This is a genomic window from Streptococcus mitis bv. 2 str. SK95 (genome assembly GCF_000222705.1).
Taxonomy (GTDB): domain Bacteria; phylum Bacillota; class Bacilli; order Lactobacillales; family Streptococcaceae; genus Streptococcus; species Streptococcus mitis_AY.
Genome location: NZ_AFUB01000053.1, coordinates 44,762 through 65,751 on the forward strand (window position 1 = coordinate 44,762; position 20,990 = coordinate 65,751).

The 20,990-nt window shown below is 42.4% G+C and carries 18 protein-coding genes; 11 read left to right on the forward strand and 7 right to left on the reverse strand.

Annotated elements, in window-relative coordinates; translation table 11 throughout:
* The first annotated feature begins 1 nt into the window (after position 1).
* The 4 genes from HMPREF9965_RS10170 (at position 2) to dtd (ending at position 4,938) form a co-directional block, all read left to right on the forward strand.
* On the forward strand, positions 2-871 hold the full coding sequence (locus tag HMPREF9965_RS10170) for a helix-turn-helix domain-containing protein (RefSeq protein WP_000560736.1): 870 nt from the start codon (positions 2-4) through the stop codon (positions 869-871).
* A gap of 113 nt (positions 872-984) precedes the next feature.
* The gene (locus HMPREF9965_RS10175; RefSeq protein ID WP_000229954.1) at positions 985-2,115 is read left to right on the forward strand and encodes an ABC transporter ATP-binding protein; all 1,131 of its coding nucleotides are present in this window, start codon (positions 985-987) and stop codon (positions 2,113-2,115) included.
* 144 nt (positions 2,116-2,259) lie between these two features.
* Complete coding sequence (locus tag HMPREF9965_RS10180; protein WP_001123774.1) at positions 2,260-4,476, forward strand: RelA/SpoT family protein; 2,217 nt, start codon at positions 2,260-2,262, stop codon at positions 4,474-4,476.
* Positions 4,477-4,494: 18 nt separating this feature from the next.
* The gene (dtd, locus tag HMPREF9965_RS10185) at positions 4,495-4,938 is read left to right on the forward strand and encodes a D-aminoacyl-tRNA deacylase (RefSeq protein WP_000707052.1); all 444 of its coding nucleotides are present in this window, start codon (positions 4,495-4,497) and stop codon (positions 4,936-4,938) included.
* 31 nt (positions 4,939-4,969) lie between these two features.
* On the opposite strand, the gene HMPREF9965_RS10190 is transcribed toward dtd, so the two are convergent.
* From HMPREF9965_RS10190 to HMPREF9965_RS10215, 6 genes are all read right to left on the reverse strand, one after another.
* Positions 4,970-5,383, reverse strand: a complete 414-nt coding sequence (locus tag HMPREF9965_RS10190; protein WP_000732790.1) for a hypothetical protein — start codon at positions 5,381-5,383, stop codon at positions 4,970-4,972.
* 107 nt (positions 5,384-5,490) lie between these two features.
* Entirely contained in the window at positions 5,491-6,141 is a 651-nt protein-coding gene (locus HMPREF9965_RS10195) for a metal-dependent transcriptional regulator (protein WP_000188539.1), read from the reverse strand.
* A gap of 83 nt (positions 6,142-6,224) precedes the next feature.
* Positions 6,225-6,719: a thiol peroxidase gene (tpx, locus tag HMPREF9965_RS10200; protein ID WP_000206539.1), complete on the reverse strand. Its 495-nt coding sequence runs from the start codon at positions 6,717-6,719 to the stop codon at positions 6,225-6,227.
* 123 nt (positions 6,720-6,842) lie between these two features.
* The gene (locus tag HMPREF9965_RS10205; protein WP_000733066.1) at positions 6,843-7,775 is read right to left on the reverse strand and encodes a metal ABC transporter substrate-binding protein; all 933 of its coding nucleotides are present in this window, start codon (positions 7,773-7,775) and stop codon (positions 6,843-6,845) included.
* A gap of 26 nt (positions 7,776-7,801) precedes the next feature.
* The gene (locus tag HMPREF9965_RS10210; RefSeq protein WP_000559793.1) at positions 7,802-8,650 is read right to left on the reverse strand and encodes a metal ABC transporter permease; all 849 of its coding nucleotides are present in this window, start codon (positions 8,648-8,650) and stop codon (positions 7,802-7,804) included.
* A complete protein-coding gene (locus tag HMPREF9965_RS10215; protein WP_000618100.1) occupies positions 8,647-9,369 on the reverse strand; it encodes a metal ABC transporter ATP-binding protein in 723 nt (240 codons plus the stop codon). The genes HMPREF9965_RS10210 and HMPREF9965_RS10215 overlap by 4 nt, the downstream gene beginning before the upstream one ends.
* Positions 9,370-9,547: 178 nt before the next feature.
* On the opposite strand from HMPREF9965_RS10215, the gene HMPREF9965_RS10220 reads away from it, so the two are divergent.
* Positions 9,548-11,440: a M13 family metallopeptidase gene (locus HMPREF9965_RS10220; RefSeq protein WP_000199230.1), complete on the forward strand. Its 1,893-nt coding sequence runs from the start codon at positions 9,548-9,550 to the stop codon at positions 11,438-11,440.
* A 38-nt stretch (positions 11,441-11,478) separates the two neighbouring features.
* Here HMPREF9965_RS10220 and HMPREF9965_RS10225 read toward each other — a convergent pair whose 3' ends face one another.
* Positions 11,479-12,108 carry an MBL fold metallo-hydrolase gene (locus HMPREF9965_RS10225; RefSeq protein WP_000690827.1) on the reverse strand — a complete coding sequence of 210 codons (630 nt, stop codon included), beginning with the start codon at positions 12,106-12,108 and terminating at the stop codon, positions 11,479-11,481.
* A gap of 437 nt (positions 12,109-12,545) precedes the next feature.
* Here HMPREF9965_RS10225 and HMPREF9965_RS10230 point away from each other — a divergent pair, with 437 nt between their 5' ends.
* From HMPREF9965_RS10230 to essC, 6 genes are all read left to right on the forward strand, one after another.
* Positions 12,546-12,833 (forward strand): WXG100 family type VII secretion target, encoded by a 288-nt coding sequence (locus tag HMPREF9965_RS10230; RefSeq protein ID WP_001173990.1) that lies wholly within the window; start codon positions 12,546-12,548, stop codon positions 12,831-12,833.
* 69 nt (positions 12,834-12,902) lie between these two features.
* Entirely contained in the window at positions 12,903-15,926 is a 3,024-nt protein-coding gene (gene esaA / locus HMPREF9965_RS10235) for a type VII secretion protein EsaA (RefSeq protein ID WP_004243994.1), read from the forward strand.
* Positions 15,927-15,929: 3 nt separating this feature from the next.
* The gene (essA, locus tag HMPREF9965_RS10240; RefSeq protein WP_000720600.1) at positions 15,930-16,394 is read left to right on the forward strand and encodes a type VII secretion protein EssA; all 465 of its coding nucleotides are present in this window, start codon (positions 15,930-15,932) and stop codon (positions 16,392-16,394) included.
* 81 nt (positions 16,395-16,475) lie between these two features.
* The gene (locus HMPREF9965_RS10245) at positions 16,476-16,715 is read left to right on the forward strand and encodes an EsaB/YukD family protein (RefSeq protein WP_000434882.1); all 240 of its coding nucleotides are present in this window, start codon (positions 16,476-16,478) and stop codon (positions 16,713-16,715) included.
* A complete protein-coding gene (essB, locus tag HMPREF9965_RS10250; RefSeq protein WP_000134085.1) occupies positions 16,716-17,984 on the forward strand; it encodes a type VII secretion protein EssB in 1,269 nt (422 codons plus the stop codon).
* Positions 17,985-18,005: 21 nt separating this feature from the next.
* Positions 18,006-20,990 (forward strand): type VII secretion protein EssC (essC, locus tag HMPREF9965_RS10255; protein ID WP_000159502.1); only part of this gene is annotated, 2,985 nt, incomplete at its 3' end.

A 20,990-nucleotide genomic window follows, 5' to 3' on the forward strand; every position in this document is an offset into this window, starting at 1 on the left:
TATGATTGCAAAGGAATTACAAGACTGGTTTCCTGAGGCTCAGATTTCAGATCAGCCGATTGAGAAACCAGGCTATCTCACCCTCCCTTTAGCTTCTCAGCAGTGGATTATGCTGGAGGAATCTGGACTCAGCGAGCGTGAAAAGCAGCTGATTGCCCTTTTGACCCAGCAAGAGCAGGCTCGTTCGCTCAATCCTTGGTATCCCTATCTGATTGAGGGGAAGGGGCAGCCACCGCAAACATTTAAAAAAATTCAGCTGGTTTATTGCCATCTTTCCTATTTCCAACAGGAAAATCTATCCTCTTGGCTAGACATGATGCGGACTCTTTTTCCCAACTGCCAAACAGTGCTACAGGTCGGTGCTCAGGATTATATATTTGTGCTTCAACAAGATAAGTATACCTCTGTTCGCTCAACCTTATCTGATACGATTGAAGCGGTTGAGTATGACTTTGGCCTTCGTCTATCTATCATGTTAGGTCAGGTTTGGTCTCAGACAGGCCCTCAAGCCCTATCAGACTTGATCAAAGCGGAGCGAGATTTGTTTAAGACATGGTGGCGTCAGGGTCACCAAGGTGTACACACCTTTTCACAACTCTATCTATGGAGTATGGGAGAAAGACTAGTGGACCTGAGAGTCATTAAAGAATGCCTGCACCAGATGATCTTGGATCAGGATCAGATTCAGGAAATCATTCTCTCCCTTTGGGAAAATAGTGCTGTCTTAACTAAAACAGCCCAGCAACTCTATCTGCACCGCAATTCTCTCCAATACAAGATTGATAGATGGGAGGAATTGACAGGACTTCAGTTGAAGGAGTTGACGGATCTCACCCTTTGTTATCAGTTGATTTTACCAGATATTCTCTAAAGTTTTGTGCAAGTTGCACAGAACTTTTTTATTTTTTTGGTCACCTTGCCATAGAAAAGTAAAGCGTTTTCATCTATAATAAAACTATCAAAAGACAAAAGGAGTTCACCTCGATGGTAGAATTGAATCTTAAAAACATTTACAAAAAATATCCAAACAGCGAACACTACTCAGTTGAAGACTTCAACTTGGACATCAAAGACAAAGAATTTATCGTTTTCGTAGGTCCTTCAGGATGTGGTAAATCAACGACTCTTCGTATGATTGCTGGTCTTGAAGACATCACAGAAGGTACTGCATCTATCGATGGCGTGGTTGTCAACGACGTAGCTCCAAAAGACCGTGACATCGCCATGGTATTCCAAAACTACGCTCTTTACCCACACATGACTGTTTATGACAACATGGCTTTCGGTTTGAAATTGCGTAAATACAGCAAGGAAGACATCGACAAACGTGTACAAGAAGCTGCTGGGATTCTTGGTTTGAAAGAATTCTTGGATCGTAAACCAGCTGACCTTTCAGGTGGTCAACGTCAACGTGTTGCCATGGGTCGTGCCATCGTCCGTGATGCAAAAGTATTCTTGATGGACGAACCTTTGTCAAACTTGGATGCCAAACTTCGTGTATCCATGCGTGCTGAAATTGCGAAAATCCACCGTCGTATCGGAGCTACAACTATTTACGTAACTCACGACCAAACAGAAGCGATGACACTTGCAGACCGTATCGTTATCATGTCAGCAACTAAAAACCCTGCTGGTACAGGTACTATCGGACGTGTTGAACAAATCGGAACTCCTCAAGAAGTTTACAAAAACCCAGTTAACAAATTTGTAGCAGGATTCATCGGAAGCCCAGCTATGAACTTTATCAATGTGAAACTAGAAGGCAACGAAATTGTTTCTGACGGTTTCCGCTTGAAAGTTCCAGAAGGTGCTTTGAAAGTTCTTCGTGAAAAAGGCTACGAAGGAAAAGAATTGATCTTCGGTATTCGTCCTGAAGATGTGAATGCAGAACCTGCTTTCCTTGAAACATTCCCAGAATCAGTTGTCAAAGCAACCATCTCTGTATCAGAATTGCTTGGTTCAGAATCTCACCTTTACTGTCAAGTTGGTAAAGACGAATTTGTTGCCAAAGTGGATGCTCGTGACTACTTGCAAACAGGTGCAACAGTTGAACTTGGATTTGACTTGAACAAAGCACACTTCTTCGACGTGGAAACTGAGAAAACAGTTTACTAAGATAAATAAAATAACAAAGCACTGCAGAGTCTCTCTTGCAGTGTTTTTTCTTTTAAATGCTTAGTCTAGGCATGAAAACAGGCTTTTCTAGTTTTAATATTCTTAAAAAAGTGATAAAATGGTAGGAAGAATTGGAGAGAATAAATGCCGAAAGAAGTGAATTTGACGGGCGATGAGGTTGTCGCTTTAACGCAAAAATATTTATCGAAAGAAGATGTTGCTTTTGTACATAAAGCCTTGGTTTACGCAGTTGAATGCCATAGTGGTCAATACCGTAAATCTGGCGAGCCCTATATTATTCATCCCATTCAGGTGGCAGGGATTTTAGCCAAGCTTAAGCTAGATGCCGTAACCGTTGCCTGTGGTTTTTTGCATGATGTGGTTGAGGACACGGAGGCAACGCTGGATGATTTGGAGCGAGAGTTCGGTCATGATGTTCGGATTATCGTTGATGGGGTGACAAAGCTCGGTAAGGTAGAGTACAAATCGATCGAGGAGCAATTAGCGGAAAATCACCGCAAGATGCTCATGGCCATGTCTGAGGATATTCGCGTTATCTTGGTTAAACTGTCTGACCGCTTGCATAACATGAGAACGCTTAACCACCTACGAAAAGACAAGCAAGAGCGTATCTCCAGAGAAACCATGGAAATCTATGCACCGCTTGCTCATCGTCTGGGTATTTCCAGCGTCAAGTGGGAGTTAGAAGACCTGTCCTTCCGCTATCTCAATCCAACTGAGTTTTACAAGATCACTCACATGATGAAGGAAAAACGCAGAGAGCGTGAGGCTTTGGTCGATGAAGTAGTAACCAAGTTAGAGGACTACACTTCCGAACGCAATCTAAAAGGGAAAATCTACGGCCGTCCCAAGCATATCTACTCTATCTATCGCAAGATGCAGGATAAGAAGAAACGCTTTGAGGAGATTTATGACCTGATTGCCATTCGCTGTATCCTAGAGACTCATAGCGATGTCTATGCCATGCTTGGCTATGTACATGAACTTTGGAAACCCATGCCAGGGCGTTTTAAAGATTATATTGCCAACAGGAAGGCCAATGGTTACCAGTCTATCCATACGACTGTCTATGGACCAAAAGGGCCGATTGAATTCCAGATTCGTACCAAAGAAATGCACGAAGTGGCTGAGTACGGGGTAGCAGCTCACTGGGCCTATAAGAAAGGCATTAAAGGTCAGGTCAACAGCAAAGAGTCTGCGATTGGTATGAACTGGATCAAGGAAATGATGGAATTACAGGACCAGGCTGACGATGCCAAGGAATTTGTCGAGTCCGTTAAGGAAGAGTATCTGGCGGAGGAGATTTACGTCTTTACTCCAGATGGTGCAGTTCGTTCACTTCCGAAAGATTCAGGCCCGATCGACTTTGCCTATGAAATCCATACCAAAGTCGGTGAAAAAGCGACTGGTGCCAAGGTCAATGGCCGTATGGTTCCGCTGACAACCAAGCTCAAAACTGGGGATCAGGTCGAAATTGTAACCAACCCCAATTCTTTTGGCCCGAGTCGTGACTGGCTCAACATGGTTAAGACCAGCAAGGCGCGCAACAAGATTCGTCAGTTCTTTAAAAACCAAGACAAGGAATTGTCTGTTAATAAGGGACGCGAACTGCTGATTAATCAGCTCCAAGAGAATTGCTATGTGGCTAATAAGTATATGGACAAGCGGCACATGGACCAAGTCCTTCAAAAGACCAGCTACAAGACAGAAGACTCCCTCTTTGCTGCTATTGGTTTTGGAGAAATCAGTGCTACTACCGTCTTTAACCGTCTGACTGAAAAGGAACGCCGTGAGGAGGAACGTGCCAAAGCTAGGGCAGAGGCTGATGAGTTAGTTAAGGGTGGTGAGGTTAAGGTTGAGAATAAGGAGAAGCTCAAGGTCAAGCATGAGGGCGGTGTGGTCATTGAAGGCGCCTCAGGTCTCCTAGTTCGGATTGCTAAGTGTTGTAATCCAGTGCCGGGTGACAACATTGTCGGCTACATCACCAAGGGGCGTGGTGTGGCTATTCACCGTGTGGACTGTATGAACCTTCGCGCCCAAGAAAACTACGAACAACGTCTCCTTGATGTGGAATGGGAAGATCAATTCTCAAGCAAGGAATATATTGCCCACATCGATATCTACGGCCTCAACCGTACAGGTCTCTTAAATGATGTTCTGCAAGTTCTTTCCAACACAGCTAAGAATATCTCAACCGTTAACGCCCAACCAACCAAGGATATGAAATTTGCTAATATCCATGTGTCCTTTGGAATCTCAAATCTCTCAACTCTAACGACAGTAGTTGATAAGATTAAAAGTGTGCCAGAAGTCTACTCTGTCAAACGGACCAACGGCTAAGATCTAGAAAGGATTTTTATGAAAATCGTCGTTCAACGAGTCAAGAAAGCTCAAGTGAGTATTGAAGGTCAGGTTCAGGGAAAAATCAATCAAGGGCTTTTATTGCTGGTCGGTGTAGGCCCAGGGGACCAAGAGGAGGATCTGGATTACGCAGTCCGAAAGCTTGTCAATATGCGGATTTTTTCAGATGCAGAAGGCAAGATGAATCTGTCTATTAAGGATATTGGGGGCGAAATCCTTTCTATTTCTCAGTTTACCCTCTTTGCAGATACTAAGAAGGGCAATCGTCCAGCCTTTACAGGTGCAGCTAAGCCGGATATGGCAGCTGACTTCTATGACGCTTTCAATCAAAAACTGGCTCAGGAAGTACCTGTTCAGACAGGTATCTTTGGAGCAGATATGCAGGTTGAACTGGTCAATGACGGACCAGTCACCATTATCCTTGATACAAAAAATAGATAAGAAAACCAAGCCCAGCTGGCTTGGTTTTTGTTTAGAAACAATCCCATAAAGAAATGTGTTTGTCGTAAAAGTCTGGATAGTTTTCTCTTATGTGGCTAGCCATTATATAATAAAAAGTAGAATGGCAAGAAGTGACGATTGGCATAAGAGAGGAAAATCGCTGAGAACTAGTGAAGGCTAAAAGGACAAATAATAGAAAGTCAATGGTGAGAACCCCTAAATAGTAGAAGCGAATCTTTTTATTGATTTGAGGATAAATCTCAGGGAAATGATGTTTGAGTCGGAAGACCAAGCGAAATAGCAGTAGTCCCTGAGCAAGGATGAAAATAAAGCCAGAGAGTAGCATCCACTCTACAGAGGGATCGGTTTTGGAGATAAAAATTGCTAATAGTAGCAAATCACTGAGTGCAATGGCTACAAAATGAATTCTAAAGAGCTTTTTCATAGGAAAACCTCCCTCTTTTATCTAACTTCATTTTACAACAAACGAATGGGACTTACAACTAAAATAATGAAAAATCCCTGAGAGGGATTTCTTTCAGGAATAAGGGGTTAGTTGATTTTTTCGACATAGAGTTGTTTGGCGATATCGATGCTAACTTGGAGGTCTTCACCTTTGTTGACCAGTGTAAAAGTATTGGAAAAATTATCAAACTGTTTGACTTGGAGTTGGTCACCGATATGAATTTCATGCTTTTCTAAGTATTTGAGTAGATCAAAGCTATCATGAACCCGAGTCAGGAGATAGTTACCGGCTTCTTTGGTATCTGCTAGAGGTAGGTTGTTAATTTCGACCAAGAGCTCTCCCTTGGCTGGGATGGTTCCTCCGTGGGGGCAGGTTTTAGGAAAGCCCAGTAGTTTATCCAGTCTCTCTACGAAGAGGTCGGATACAGTGTGCTCTAGGACCTCAGCTTCCTCATGGATTTGATCGCTGGTATAATCTAGATGGTGAACTAGAAAGACTTCAATCAAACGGTGTTTACGATAAAGCTCAGAGACCAGTTTGAGGCCAATATCTGTCAATAGATAGCCATTCTCCTTGTCCTTGAGGATGAGATTTTCACTTTTCATGCGTTTGATCATCTCTGTTACGGCAGGTGGAGAGACCTGCATACGGGCAGCAATTTCTTTATTGGTGATTTTTTGCATTTCCGTACCGATTTCATAAATACATTTTAGGTAGTCTTCTTTATTTGGCGTCATTCGTTTCCTCTTGTCTTTTCTCTCCATCTAGTATATCAAAAAAAGCTAGATTTCTCTAGCCTTCTGCCATAATGGCTTTGATTTTAATCCAGTTCTTTAACAGCGGCAATAGCAGCTTCAAAGTCTGGTTCCGTGTTGATGTTGTCAACGTATTCTACGTAACGGATGACATTATCAGTGTCGAGAACAAAGACAGCACGCGCAAGGAGATGCCATTCGTTGATCAAGAGGGCATAATCGCGCCCGAAAGAATGGTCAAAGTAGTCTGAAAGCATGATGGCATTGTCAAGGCCTTCAGCCCCACACCAGCGTCCTTGGGCAAATGGTAGGTCCATAGAAACGGTAAGAACGACGGTGTTGTCGAGGTTGGCTAGTTCTTGGTTGAATCGACGTGTTTGCGTTGAGCAGATACCAGTATCGATAGAAGGGACAACACTCAAGACTTTTTTCTTTCCATCAAAGTCAGCTAGCGTTTTTTTAGAGAGATCTGTTGTCGTAAGAGAAAAGTCAAGTGCCTTGTCTCCGACTTGCAGTTGTTTACCTGTAAAGGTTACAGGATTTCCGAGAAAAGTGGTCATGAAACTACTCCATTCCTTTTTTCTTTTATTTTACCGAGAATTGTCAGATTTTTCCAATGATTTGACTGGAAATTAAGCGATAAAAAAACGCCTGTTCACGTGAGAACGACGTTTTTTAATGGATTATTTAGACAAACCTTCAGCGATCTTGTCGAGGTTGTATTTCATCATGCTGTAGTAGCTGTCGCCTTCTTTCCCTTCTTCAGCGATTGAGTCAGTAAAGATTTGTGCGTAGATTGGGATGTTTGTGTCTTGTGAAACAGTCTTCATTGGACGGTCATCGACACTTGATTCAACAAAGAGTGATGGAACTTTTGTTTGGCGAAGTTTTTCAACCAAGGTCTTGATTTGTTCAGGTGTACCTTCTTCTTCCGTGTTGATTTCCCAGATATAGGCACTTGGAACTCCGTAAGCCTTAGAGAAGTATTTGAAGCATCCTTCGCTGGTTACGATGAGTTTCTTTTCAGCAGGGATATTGTTAAATTTCTCTTTGGCTTCCTTGTCCAGTTTGTCTAGTTTTTCAGTATAGTCTTTGAGATTTTTTTCGTAGAATTCCTTGTTGCTAGGATCCTTAGCAATCAGCTGTTTAGCGATGTTCTTTGCATAAATCATCCCATTTTCAAGGTTGAGCCAAGCGTGTGGATCTTCTTTGCCTTTCTCGTTTTGACCTTCGAGGTAGATGATGTCTACGCCGTCGCTAACTGCAAAGTAGTCCTTGTTCTCAGTTTTCTTGGCATTTTCAACCAATTTGGTAAACCAAGCATTGCCACCAGTTTCAAGATTGATTCCGTTATAGAAAATCAAATCAGCTTGAGAAGTTTTCTTAACGTCTTCAGGAAGAGGTTCGTATTCGTGTGGGTCTTGACCAACAGGAACGATACTGTGAAGATCAATCTTGTCACCAGCGATATTCTTGGTAATATCAGCGATGATAGAGTTAGTTGCTACAACCTTTAGTTTTTGGTTTGTAGATGCTGTATCTTTTTTCCCGCTAGCACAGGCAGCTAATCCAATGATAGAAAGAAAAAGAACAAGCAAAGTACCTAATTTTTTCATTAGATTCCTCCAGAAGGGTTTCCCCGTTATTTAATGATTTTTTTGTTTTTCAGTTTCAAGTATCGTTGCTTAGGAGAGATAAAGAAACTGATTAGAAAGAAGCTGGCGGATGTGAGCACGATGCTGGATCCTGCTGCGAGATTGAAACTATAGCCGATAAAGAGCCCTACAACAGAAGCCAGAGCTCCTAGGCCTGATGAAAGAAAAATCATGCTCTTTAGGCTATTAGCATAAAGGTAAGCCGTCGCAGCTGGGGTGATCAACATGGCCACGATAAGAATGGTTCCAACACTTTGCATGGCAGTGACTGACACAAGGGTCAAGAGCACCATGAGCAGATAGTGGTAGAAATTAACGGGCATTCCCATGGCTTTAGCCAGAAGCTCGTCAAAGGATGTAATCAATAGTTGTTTAAAGAAAATCCCGATAATCAAGAGAATCAATGCCCCCATACCAATGGTAATCCACATGTCTGTATCTTGGACAGCGAGGATATTCCCAAAAAGGATATGGAAGAGGTCTGTCGAACTCTTGGCAACACTAATCAAGATGACACCTAAGGCTAAGAAAGATGAAAAGGTAATACCAATGGCAGTGTCACTCTTGATGATAGAGTTTCCCTTGATGTAGGTAATGATGATGGAAGCCATCAAACCAAAGATGATCGCTCCAATAAAGAAATCAATTCCCAGAATAAAGGAAAGGGCTACGCCAGGCAAAACTGCGTGAGAGATGGCATCTCCCATGAGAGACATTCCACGCAGGATGATAAAACATCCCACAGCTCCAGCAACGACTCCGATGACAATAGCTGTGATCAAGGCGTTTTGTAGGAAATGGAAATTTTGCAATCCATCGATAAATTCTGCTATCATAGGTCACCTCCATTGAAAAAGAGTTTGTTACCGTAGGCCTTTTTGAGATTGGCCTCGGTAAAGGTTTCTTCGGTCGGACCAAGGTCTATTAATTCTCGATTGAGAAGCAAAACTTGGTCGAAATAATGGGGGACTTTACTGAGGTCATGATGGACGATGAGAACTGTTTTACCAGCTTTTTTAAGGTCTCTCAGCGTATTCATGATAATCTCTTCACTAACCGAGTCAATCCCGACAAAAGGCTCATCTAAAAAGATGTAGTCAGCTTCCTGCACTAAGCAACGGGCAATCAACACACGTTGAAATTGTCCTCCTGAGAGCTGGCTGATTTGGCGATCAGCATAGTCTGAGAGCCCAACGATTTCAAGTGCATCTGCCACTTTTTTCCAGTGGCTGGCTTTTAAGGTGTGAAAGAGCGGTATGGATGGATAGAGTCCCAGAGAGACACATTCCTTGACCTTGATAGGAAAATTGTAGTCGATATGGATTTTTTGCTCGACATAGGCAACTCGATTTAAAGATTTCTTGACTTCTTTGTCGTCGAGAAAGGCCTGACCTTCATGTGGGATAATTCCCAACATACCTTTTAATAAAGTTGATTTTCCAGCACCATTTGGACCAATAATTCCGGTAATCGTTGGTCCTTGGAGCACTAGTGAAATATCCTTTAGTGCCAACGTTTCTTTGTAGGAGACGCTGAGGTGTTCAATACGTATCATAACAAATTCCTCCCTCCCGTATTTAATATACATTAAAAAAAAAATTAAGTCAAGTTAATTTTAAAAAATTTAATAAAATAACAATAAAATGAAAGATACAAGAAATTTATTTTTGATTGCATTCCCTAGATTTTTTTGCTAAGCTAGGAATAAGTGAAAATATGAAAGCGAGAACAAGATGACACGTTATCAAGACGATTTTTATGATGCAATCAATGGCGAATGGGAAAAAACAGCTGTGATTCCAGCTGATAAATCTCGAACAGGTGGTTTTATTGACCTAGACGAGGAAATTGAAGAGTTGATGCTAGCGACTACGGACAAGTGGTTGGCAGGTGAGGATGTCCCAGAGGATGCTATCCTCGCAAACTTTGTTAAGTACCATCGTATGGTACGTGATTTTGACAAGAGAGAAGCAGATGGGATCAAGCCTGTCCTTCCTCTACTCAAGGAGTACCAAGACTTGGAGAGCTTTGCAGATTTTACCAGCAAACTGGCAGAGTTTGAACTAGCAGGGAAGCCAAACTTCCTTCCATTTGGAGTATCACCAGACTTTATGGATGCCAGAACCAATGTTCTCTGGGCCAGTGCTCCAGGAACTATCTTGCCAGATACAACCTACTACGCTGAAGACCATCCTCAGCGTGAGGAGCTTTTGACTCTTTGGAAGGAAAGTACCACAAATCTTCTCAAAGCCTATGATTTTTCAGATGAGGAAATCGCAGATTTAATAGAGAAACGATTGGAATTGGACCGTCGCATTGCAGCGGTGGTGCTTTCTAACGAAGAAAGTTCAGAATATGCCAAACTCTACCATCCATACGCTTATGAAGATTTCAAGAAATTTGCTCCTGCCCTACCTTTGGATGATTTCTTCCAACAGGTGATTGGACAAACGCCAGACAAGGTCATCGTAGATGAAGAACGTTTCTGGCAAGCAGCAGACCAATTCTATAGTGAAGAAGCGTGGCCTCTACTCAAAGCAACCTTGATTTTGGGTGTGGTGAATCTCTCAACAAGCTATCTCACGGATGAGATTCGTGTCCTGTCAGGTGCTTATGGTCGTGCCCTTTCAGGTGTTCCAGAAGCTCAGGATAAGGTCAAGGCAGCTTATCACTTGGCCCAAGGTCCTTTCAAGCAAGCTCTTGGTCTCTGGTATGCGCATGAAAAATTCTCCCCAGAAGCTAAGGCAGACGTAGAGAAAAAAGTAGCGACTATGATTGACGTTTATAAGGAACGCTTGGCTAAGAACGACTGGCTCACACCTGAAACGCGAGATAAGGCCATTGTCAAACTCAATGTTATCAAGCCTTATATTGGTTATCCAGAGGAATTGCCAGAACGCTACAAGGACAAAGTAGTAGATGAAACTGCCAGTCTCTTTGAGAATGCCCTAGCCTTTGCGCGTGTGGAAATCAAGCACAGCTGGAGCAAGTGGAACCAACCGGTTGATTACAAGGAGTGGGGTATGCCAGCTCACATGGTTAATGCCTACTACAATCCTCAGAAGAACTTGATTGTCTTCCCAGCTGCCATTTTACAGGCTCCATTCTATGATTTGCACCAGTCATCTTCTGCTAACTACGGTGGTATTGGTGCTGTTATTGCCCACGAGATTTCTCATGCCTTCGACACAAATGGCGCTTCTTTTGATGAAAATGGTAGTCTTAAGGATTGGTGGACAGAAAGCGACTATGCTGCCTTTAAAGAAAAAACGCAGAAAGTTATCGACCAGTTTGATGGGCAAGAATCTTACGGCGCAACGATTAACGGGAAACTAACCGTATCCGAAAACGTTGCCGACTTGGGCGGGATTGCTGCAGCCCTTGAAGCTGCCAAGAGAGAGCCAGACTTCTCAGCCGAAGACTTCTTCCACAACTTTGCTCGCATCTGGCGCATGAAAGGTCGTCCAGAGTTGATGAAACTCATGGCCAGTGTTGACGTGCACGCGCCAGCTAAACTCCGTGTCAACATCCAAGTACCAAACTTCGATGACTTCTTTACAACTTATGATGTCAAAGAAGGCGACGGTATGTGGCGTTCACCAGAGGATCGTGTGATTATTTGGTAAGACTAAAACCAAGGATAGCATCCTTGGTTTTTTGCTTGCTAGAAAAAGGGATTGAAGGTCTTTTCGTGAGCGATGGTCGTAGCTGGACCGTGTCCAGGATAGACATCGTAGTTAGGAAGAGTAAAGAGTTGCGTCTGAATGCTATGGAGAAGCTGTTCCATACTACCTGTAGGGAGGTCAGTCCGTCCGATGGTCTCGCGGAAAAGAGCATCTCCAGTCAAGACTAGATGGGCATCAGGAAAGACGAGGGAAACACCACCGATAGAGTGGCCTGGGGTTGGTAGGGCAGTAAAACGGAATTCTTCAAGCTGGTATTCTTCATGAAAAACAAAGGTGTGCTCAGCAGGTTTTGAGACCACATCTGCCATATCGTCGTGACGAGGGAGACCGGAGAGATTATCTACAGGTGTATAAAGCCAAGATGCTTCACTCTCTGCTACATAAACTGGAGGATTTCCAAAAGTCTCACGCACCAAGTCGAGACTCATAATATGGTCGTAGTGGGTGTGGGTCAGCAGAATCGCACAGACTTGTTTGTTGATTTTTTCGATAGTCTTGCGAATGGCTTCCCAATGGCTACCTGGGTCAACCACAATCAGGTGATGGTCTCCCTCTATGTAGTAGGTGTTTTCATAGGCAACAGGATTGACAGTTTTATGGATTTTCATAGGATTTCCTCTCTCAAAGAATGTACTGATATCAGTATAACACAGAAGAGAAGTCTTAGGGTATTAGAAGATTGGTCTTTTTTGATTAATGGGTTGCTATCTTTAGTTTCATTTTAAACCATTATAATTAAAAGTTTCAAAATGAAACCAGTCACATAAGTAAGAATATCATTCATACCGAACTTTTCGGCTCTTAAATACTGAAACGGGTTAATCATTACTGAGTAGAAAAGAATGTCAAAAAAGGGAAGAACTGACCCAAAGGTTAGAATTATCTGTCTAACTTTTTAGGGGCAGTACATCCAAGACTTTTTACTTATCCTTAGATAGAAAAGGGTTTTATCTTTAATTAATTATCATAAAATTGAGTTTTAAGCTTGCGGTTGGCTAAAATTGTTGATATAATGAAGGTATAAATTAATTTAAAGGAGATTCACATGGCTTTAATTCAATTAACACCAGAAGATCTACGTACATCTGCTCAAAAATACACTAGTGGTGCCGAAGAAGTAAGACAAGTTCTTCGTACATTAAGCAACGAACAAGAAACTATCAGAAGTAACTGGAAAGGTTCAGCTTTTGATAGCTTTGATCAACAGTTTACAGCATTGTCTCCAAAAATTGATGAGTTTGCGACCTTGCTTGATGAAATCAATGCACAGTTGCTTAAAGTTGCGGACATCGTTGAACAAACTGACCAAGATATTGCAGCACAAATTCATTAATTTGTTATAAGTGGCTTTAGGAGGGCGAGAGCCTTCCTATTTTTTATGACGGAGAAGATTTAAAGTAATATGAGGAAGAATAAAATTTTTAAATATATAGGAAGTAGTCTGTTGGCATTAGGATTGCTTGCACTAATGGTTTTTTTGAATCTATCTGTTCAAAAAAATACAACTATTCATAATGAGAATAGTGCAAAAGCAAATCAACAGACCAAATTAAATGTGGCTATTGTAAATGAAGATAAGCCTGTCTATGTTGATACAAAAGAGTATAATCTGGGTGCTAGTTATGTAAAAAATATCGAGCGTGACAATTCACAAAATTGGTCTGTTGTGCCTCGTGGAGTAGCTGATTCTGGATTAGAAAGTGGGAAATACCAACTCGTTTTAACAATTCCTAGTGATTTTTCTGAAAAAATACTCGATATTAACAGCATCAATGTTGATAAGACAACCATCAATTATAAGGTGAATGCGCAAGGAAATTTGCAAGTAGAAAATGATGCAAATAAACTAGCAAAAGACATTGTTGCTGATTTGAATGGTCAGTTAGTCGACATGTATATGGCTAGTATTTTGAACAACCTTTATACAGCACAAAAGAATGTTCAAGCTAGCTCGCAGATACAAGCAACCAACATCGGAAACTATCGTACGAACTTATATGGGATAGCTATCAATTCTAAAAATCTTTTCCCAACTCTCTATACGATGTCTAGTTCATCAGTTGACGCCAACAGTACTTTAAAGACAGGTTTGGAGAGCTACTCTCAGATTTTTGGTCATTTCGATGTTTCACAGATTGCCTATGGTGAAAAGTTTGGTACTCTGCTTAAGAATAGGGCCCTTGAGAAGGAAAATCATGCGGATGTTATCACTGGGCTCATCTCTAAGAGTCGAGAAGACGTTCAGAAGCAAGTTGAAGCTTATCAGAAATTAATTGAAGCTCAAGGCAGTCTGACTGCGAATATAGATGGAACAGCAGCATCCTCTGATGGTACGTCATCTGAAGTTGGACCTTCCTATAAAACAGTAGCAGAAAGCATCAGAAAAAAGATTGATAGTTTACAGACCAATCTAACAGATGAAAGAACCAAGTTTGAAAATCATAAAAAGGATATTCATAACTTTATTGATGAGAAATTAGCCACTTACTATGGAACAAGTGAGAAGAGCAAAATCACTCTTGATCAATTTTTGGATAAAGCTGCAAATAAGGACCTAGAGAAGGCTGAAGAATCTCTCAAAAAGCAGTTGGCTTCTGCAATCTCAGAATTACCAAAAGAAGATTTTAGTGGAAAAGAATTTAGTGGTTTTGGTATGTCACCGATCACAATTCCTTCTGTAGACTATACATATTTAAAAACAATCAAAGAGCCTAGTGACGAAATCAATTCGACTGATTTGAAAAATTTGGAAAATCAGGCAATCACGAGTACGAGTGCTGTTGGACGAACAGGAACAAAGGCTAAGGTATCATGGAAAGCTGAAACAGGAGTGACAGTTCACTCAGTCACTTATGATGGCACACCGGTTGCCTTAGGCCAAGAGATTGATTTGAAGACTGGTGGGACTTTCAAAGTAGCCTATAGCGTTGCAGCTCCAACTCCAACTACAAGTTCAACTGGGACTCCAAGTCCAGCTCCAAAAGCAGAGCTAAAATCAATTGATATTTCCTTGAATGATGTCCAAGCAGCTAGTGCACCAGTAGATGTGTTAGCCGTTCAGAAAGCAGCAGTTTCTTACGGACAAAAGGTTCAGAAAATAGCTTCTGCCTACCAAAAGGTAGAAGCCCTCACACAAGCATACAATACCGTCAAAGGGTTAAAAAATAGTAATGTGTCTATGGCATTATCAGATATTTGGTTTGAAGCGATTAGTTCAAATCTGAAGAAGTATGAAGATAGCTTAACCACACCTGCTAGCGATACAGATACAGATGGTACTAAAGGGAAAGTAGATAAAGCCTTATCAGAATTGACTACTCTCAAGCCTGTTCTAGAAAAAAATGTGCAAGATATTTTGACTACCAATCAAGAATTGGATACCAAAATAAAGGACCAATTTGAGAAGTACAAACAGTTAAAAGAGAAACTAGAGAATTTAGAAAAAGCACAAGACGGAGGAAATAAAGCCTTTGAAGCTACTGATAATCAATTATCTACCCTAAATTCTGATTATGTAGCTCTCTTATCTGAAACTAAGGGTGTGAAGGAGTCTTCTCAAAGCAATGTTAAGGCGGCTGAGTCTGTTAATGAGACTTTAGGTAATTTCAATCGTGAATTGTCAAACGCTCAAACAAGTACTGAAAAGTTGTCTCAAGATGCTGACTCCTTGATGACGCAGTTTAATGAAGAATTGACTAATAATGGAAACTTTGTAGAATCCTTCGTGAAGGTTTTGAATAATGCCTATGAAAATGGGGTACCAAACGAAGTATTGCTGAACTTCTTATCAAACCCTGTTGCTCAAAATTCTACTTCAGTAAAAGCGACTGTCAATGTTTACCGTCCGTTTACATGGATTTTACTATTGGAGATTGTTAGTCTCTTTACAGCTTACCTGTTTGCAACTCAAAATATTATTCGAAAAGTTAAAGATAAGTTCAAACTAGATAAGCTACATGATACGGATATTATGACAGTTGGGCTACTCTCTATTTTAGCTGTAGTAGTTGGTCTAGTAGTTGGTATTGTATCGAGTGTTCAGCTTCATGTTGGTCGTGAATACCAACCGTCATGGGTCTTGCTGATTGTTTTAGCTGGTTTAGTACTGATTCAAGGACAGTATTTATTGCTCAAACATTTCCGAGTGATTGGAATGGGTCTTGCCTTCTTTATGATGATTAGCTTTGTCTACCTATCAAATGCAATTGGGACAACGGCTAGTCTAACAGGCTTCCCAGCATTTATCAAACATCTCAATGCTTTATCAATATTAGAAGCTTTACTCTCAGGATATTTTGATGGGCAACCAGCAAACATTTTAGCATTTGTTGCAATGACGATTGTCGTAGCTGGATTACTTGTTATGAATATTTTTATCAAAGAAAGAAGCTTTTGGCCTCAAGTATTTCAAACTGAGAAAGAATAGGAAATGAAAAAAATAATTCTTTTACTTCTTACCTTAGTAGCATGTGCAGCAGTCTCAATGGCTGCTGCAGATGATTTGAAGGATAATAGTCTCCAGATTGATGACTCCCGACTTGAGAAGAAAGAGGGATTAAAATTTGGATTACAATCTGAACAAATCAAGGAGCTTTTTAACGAAGCGACTCAAAAGAAGTTGCAAGATATGCAGCAGTATCAAGAGGAACAGTTGATCACAGAAAGGGGCCAACTGTTTTCTGCTATACAGGGGTCAGTGAAAAAATCTCCCGAAGAGCAGTTGTTTCAGCCAAATTCAAAAAAAATAGCTAAATTTCAAACAAATATAGGTCAGGTAGAAAAAAGTGGATTAAGTGACTTTCTTCCAGAGATATTCTATATAGCATTAATTTTCTTGCTTTTTGGAGCAACCGCTGTGATGAGTTATCGCGTGATGGTAGAGAGTACGGATTGATTTTGATTTGGTGGCTGGTTTTTCCAGCTCGTTAGCGGTGAGGATTTGAAAGTGAGAGATCAGACAGGAGAGAAGTGAGAAATGGAGCAACATATCAATATTACCCTACGCCTGAAAGAAAGGGATGTGGATATTCGTATTCCACGTCGGATTGAAGTGCGTCGATTAATCCGAGAAGTGGATACCATTTTTAATCCAGGTAAGAAGCGAAAAAAATATCAACTACGAGTTGTTAATAAGGGCTTGTTGCTTGATGAGGGTAAGTATCTGTCGGATTATCCAATGACGACAGGAGATTTAGTAGAGATAGAGGAGATATAGGTGACTGAGGAAAAATTTGTATTTGGTGAACAGCCATTTATCTATGAAAAAAATGAAACAACTTGGCAATTGAGCCTTAAGCGCTCAGATGTAGCGAGTCAGGATTTGCGGGAGCTCCTGCTTTTGGATTTGCATCATCCGCTCTTTTTGGAACAGACCATGGAGGCAGATGAGGATAGTGTGACGTTTACGTATCAGCTAGAGCCTCATGGTCTTCGTTATGAAGAAGTGAAGAGCCGAACCATTTCAGAGCGGATTCGTTTGGCCCTAAATGTCTTTGGTTTAGAGGCAGCTTTGGCCTTGCCGGTGACCTTTCTTTTGCATCCGATGAATCTTTTTATCACAAAGGATGTCCAGGCAAAGATTGCCTATCGCGGTGTACCAGGTCTCATGACTCCTCAAGCAGTCTCCTCAGAGGACTTTTTACGTCAGGCTAAGTGTTTTGCGGTGACCCTCTTTAGTGATTTGGATTTTATGGACCTCTACAATGGTTCCTTGGAACTGGAAACTCTCCCAGACTTTCTCACGGACTTGTGTCAGGCTGAGGACATCGCAACTGCAGTAGCCGTATTGGAGAAGTATTATGTGGAGAAGGCCGCAAAGGAACAGGCGGATCTGGTCTTGGTACCAAGCAGACGCCACCGGATCTTTAAATTAGCAACGATTTGGTTGACCGCGAGTGTCGTCTTGTTAGTCGTCCCTCTGATCTATCTGATTTTCATCCAAAATCCTTTTAAAGAGAAGTTATTGCAGGCAGATACGGCCTTTATCAAGGTGGATTACAGTGGTGTGATTACAGAGTTAGAAGGGATTTCCCCATCCAGTCTTCCTAATACGCAAAAGTATGAGTTGGCTTACTCTTATATTCAAGGTTTGGAATTTTCTTCAGACCAAAAGAAGGTCATCTTGAATAATGTTACCCTCAAGTCGGATGAACTGTACCTGACCTATTGGATTCAAGTTGGGCGTAATCGTTTTGAGGATGCCCTTGATACAGCGAAGCGGATCAATGACAGTGATTTGATTCTCTATGCTTTGACCCAAGAAATTAAGCAGGTTCGTGAGGATGGCCAGTTGTCAGGGAAGGACCGCGAAAGCAAATTGACGGCTTTGGAAGGTGAGTATAAGAAATACTGGGATAGTCGCAGCGCCCTCTTGACTAGTGAGTCTAGCTCAAGTGCGAACTCTGGTGCTTCCAGTCAAGCGGATAAGGCATCTGAGACCAAGCCATCGTCAGAGAAAAAGCCTAGCGCTTCCTCAAGCAATTAAAGGAGACCAAGGAGAGCATATATGACAAAAGAGATCATTTTCTATAGCCTGGGTCTACGCTATGAAGTCGAGCTAGGAGCTGATAAGACCGTCTTGCTTGGTGCAACCGAAAAGGCGCAGGTCCATCTCCCTCAACAGACTGTTCCCATTCAACTTAAGATTGATGGGGAGGATATTTTTTATCAGTATGGGGAAGAAACGGGCCTTTTGAAGGACGGACTAACTCTGGGGGAAGTCGTTTTTTACCTTCGCGAGGGAGAGACACGAATTTATGATCTATTGGACTTATCCGAGTTTCAGATTGCTTCACAGAAAGATGCACTGATTAGACTAGATGAAACGATTGACCTCCTACTCCAAAAGTTTCAAAATCAATGGAGGTTGACACGATTGAAGGGAGCCTTCTATCGAAACAATCGTTTGGAGTTAGAGGACCAGCAACTGCTTCACTTTGGAGATGAGCTGAGTATTGGGGGAGTGACGATTAAACTCTATCCAGATGAAGTTTGGATTCAAGGGCCTGCACGGGTCGGGAACCAATTGCCCCTAAGAGAGCCCTCTCGTTATGGCTTTTATGAGGATTATCCAGATTATCACCGTTCACCACGTATCATCTATCGTGGGAGTGAGGATAAAATCTTAATCAATCCTCCAGGACAGGAACCGAGTAAACCCAGTGATGAACTGTTAAAACTAATCATTCCTCCCCTTATGATGATTGGGGTCACTGTCCTGATTACCCTTGTCCAACCGCGGGGCATCTATATCCTCGCTACGGTCGGGATGTCAGCTGTCAGCTTGATTTTTTCAATCCGTGGTTTTATCAAAAACCGTAAGAAGTATAAGGCGGATAAGAAGGAGCGGGTTGACCTATATCATCTTTATCTGAGAGATAAGGCCATGGAATTGACCCGTCTAGAGCGGGAACAAAAAGAAGGGATGCATTACCATTTTCCGACGGTTCTAGAATTGACGGATTTGGTTGAGAGCTACAACCATCGGATTTACGAAAAGACTCCTTTGCATTTTGACTTTCTATACTATCGCTTGGGGTTAGGAAAACTTCCTACCAGCTATGAGTTGAGTTATGGCCAACAGGAGCGAAGCGGGAAGAAGGATGCGTTAGAAGAAGAAGGTTACGCTCTCTATAGCCGTCATAAAAAGATTCCAGATATGCCTATTCCAGCGAATCTCAGCCATGGACCAGTGGGGTATGTCGGACCTAGAAATCTCGTCTTAGAACAGCTCCAGCTGTTGGTCATGCAGTTAGCGACTTTCCACTCTTATCACGATGTGCAGTTTATTACCATCTTGCCGGAAGAGGAGAGAGACCAATGGTCTTGGATGCGGTGGCTTCCGCATGCCAAATTGCAAGAGCTGAATGTCCGTGGTTTTGTCTATAATCAACGGACACGGGACCAAGTTTTAAACAGTTTGAACCAAATCTTAAAACTGCGCCGTAGCCAAAAAGAGGAAGCCTCCCATAAGGAGAGCACCCTTTTTCATCCCCATTATGTGGTTTTAGTAACCGATGAAAAACTGATTTTGGACCACGTGATTATGGAGTTCTTTACCGAAGATCCGACAGAATTAGGCTGTTCGCTGGTCTTTGTGGAGGATGTGATGAGTTCCTTGTCTGAGAATATCCAGACAGTCATCAACATCAAGGACCGTAATACGGGCCAACTGGTCATGGAAGAAGGGGTCTTGAAAGAGACGGACTTCCACTTGGATCATTTTCCAGCAGATTATGACAAGGAGCGGATTGCCCGTACCTTGGCACCGCTCAACCACCTCCAAAACCTCAAGAGTTCAATCCCAGACTCTGTGACCTTTATGGAAATGTATGGGGTAGAGACCTTTGAGGACTTGCAGGTATTGAGTCGTTGGAAAAAGAACGCCCCTTATAAGAGCTTGGCTGTTCCAATCGGTTTACGAGGCAAGGAGGACTTGGTTCAGCTCAACCTCCATGAAAAGGCCCATGGCCCACATGGTTTGATTGCAGGGACGACGGGTTCAGGGAAGTCTGAAACCATCCAATCCTATATCTTGTCTCTTGCCGTCAACTTCCACCCTCATGATGTGGCTTTCTTGTTGATTGACTACAAGGGTGGGGGAATGGCTAATCTCTTTAAAAACCTGCCCCACCTCTTGGGAACTATTACCAACTTGGATGGAGCCCAATCCATGCGGGCCTTGGCTTCGATCAATGCGGAGATCCATCGCCGGGAACGGCTCTTTGGAGAGTTTGAAGTCAACCATATCAATCAATACCAGAAGAAATTTAGAAACGGAGAAGCAACTGAGCCACTCCCTCACCTCTTTCTCATCTCAGATGAGTTCGCAGAGCTCAAGGTCAACCAGCCTGACTTTATCAAGGAGCTGGTGTCTATCGCTCGGGTCGGGCGTTCCCTCGGAGTTCACTTGATCCTAGCTACGCAGAAGCCATCGGGTGTGGTGGATGACCAGATCTGGTCCAACTCACGCTTTAAGATTGCCCTTAAGGTGGCGGACCGTTCGGACTCCAATGAAATGCTTCATACACCGGATGCGGCCGAGATTACCCAGACGGGACGCGCTTATCTGCAGGTCGGAAATAATGAGGTCTATGAACTCTTTCAATCAGCCTGGTCAGGGGCGGATTACCAGCCGGACAAGGACGATATGGGGATTGAGGACCATACGATTTATCTAATCAATGAATTGGGTCAATATGAAATCTTGAATGAAGACCTATCTGGTTTAGAAGAAGTCGAAGAAATCAAGGAAGTTCCGACAGAGTTGGATGCGATTGTGCACCATATCCAAGATCTGTGTCAGGAACAAGAAATTCCTCCAGTACCCCAGCCATGGTTGCCTCCGCTCAAAGAGCGCATTGCGCTAGAGGAGCTGGAAGCAGTGCAGCCAGCGGTTGCCTGGGAAGAAGAGAAATCCCTTTCCTTCCTACTTGGGATGGCGGATATCCCGCAGGCTCAGAAGCAGGAAGCCGTCTCTATCAACCTCTCG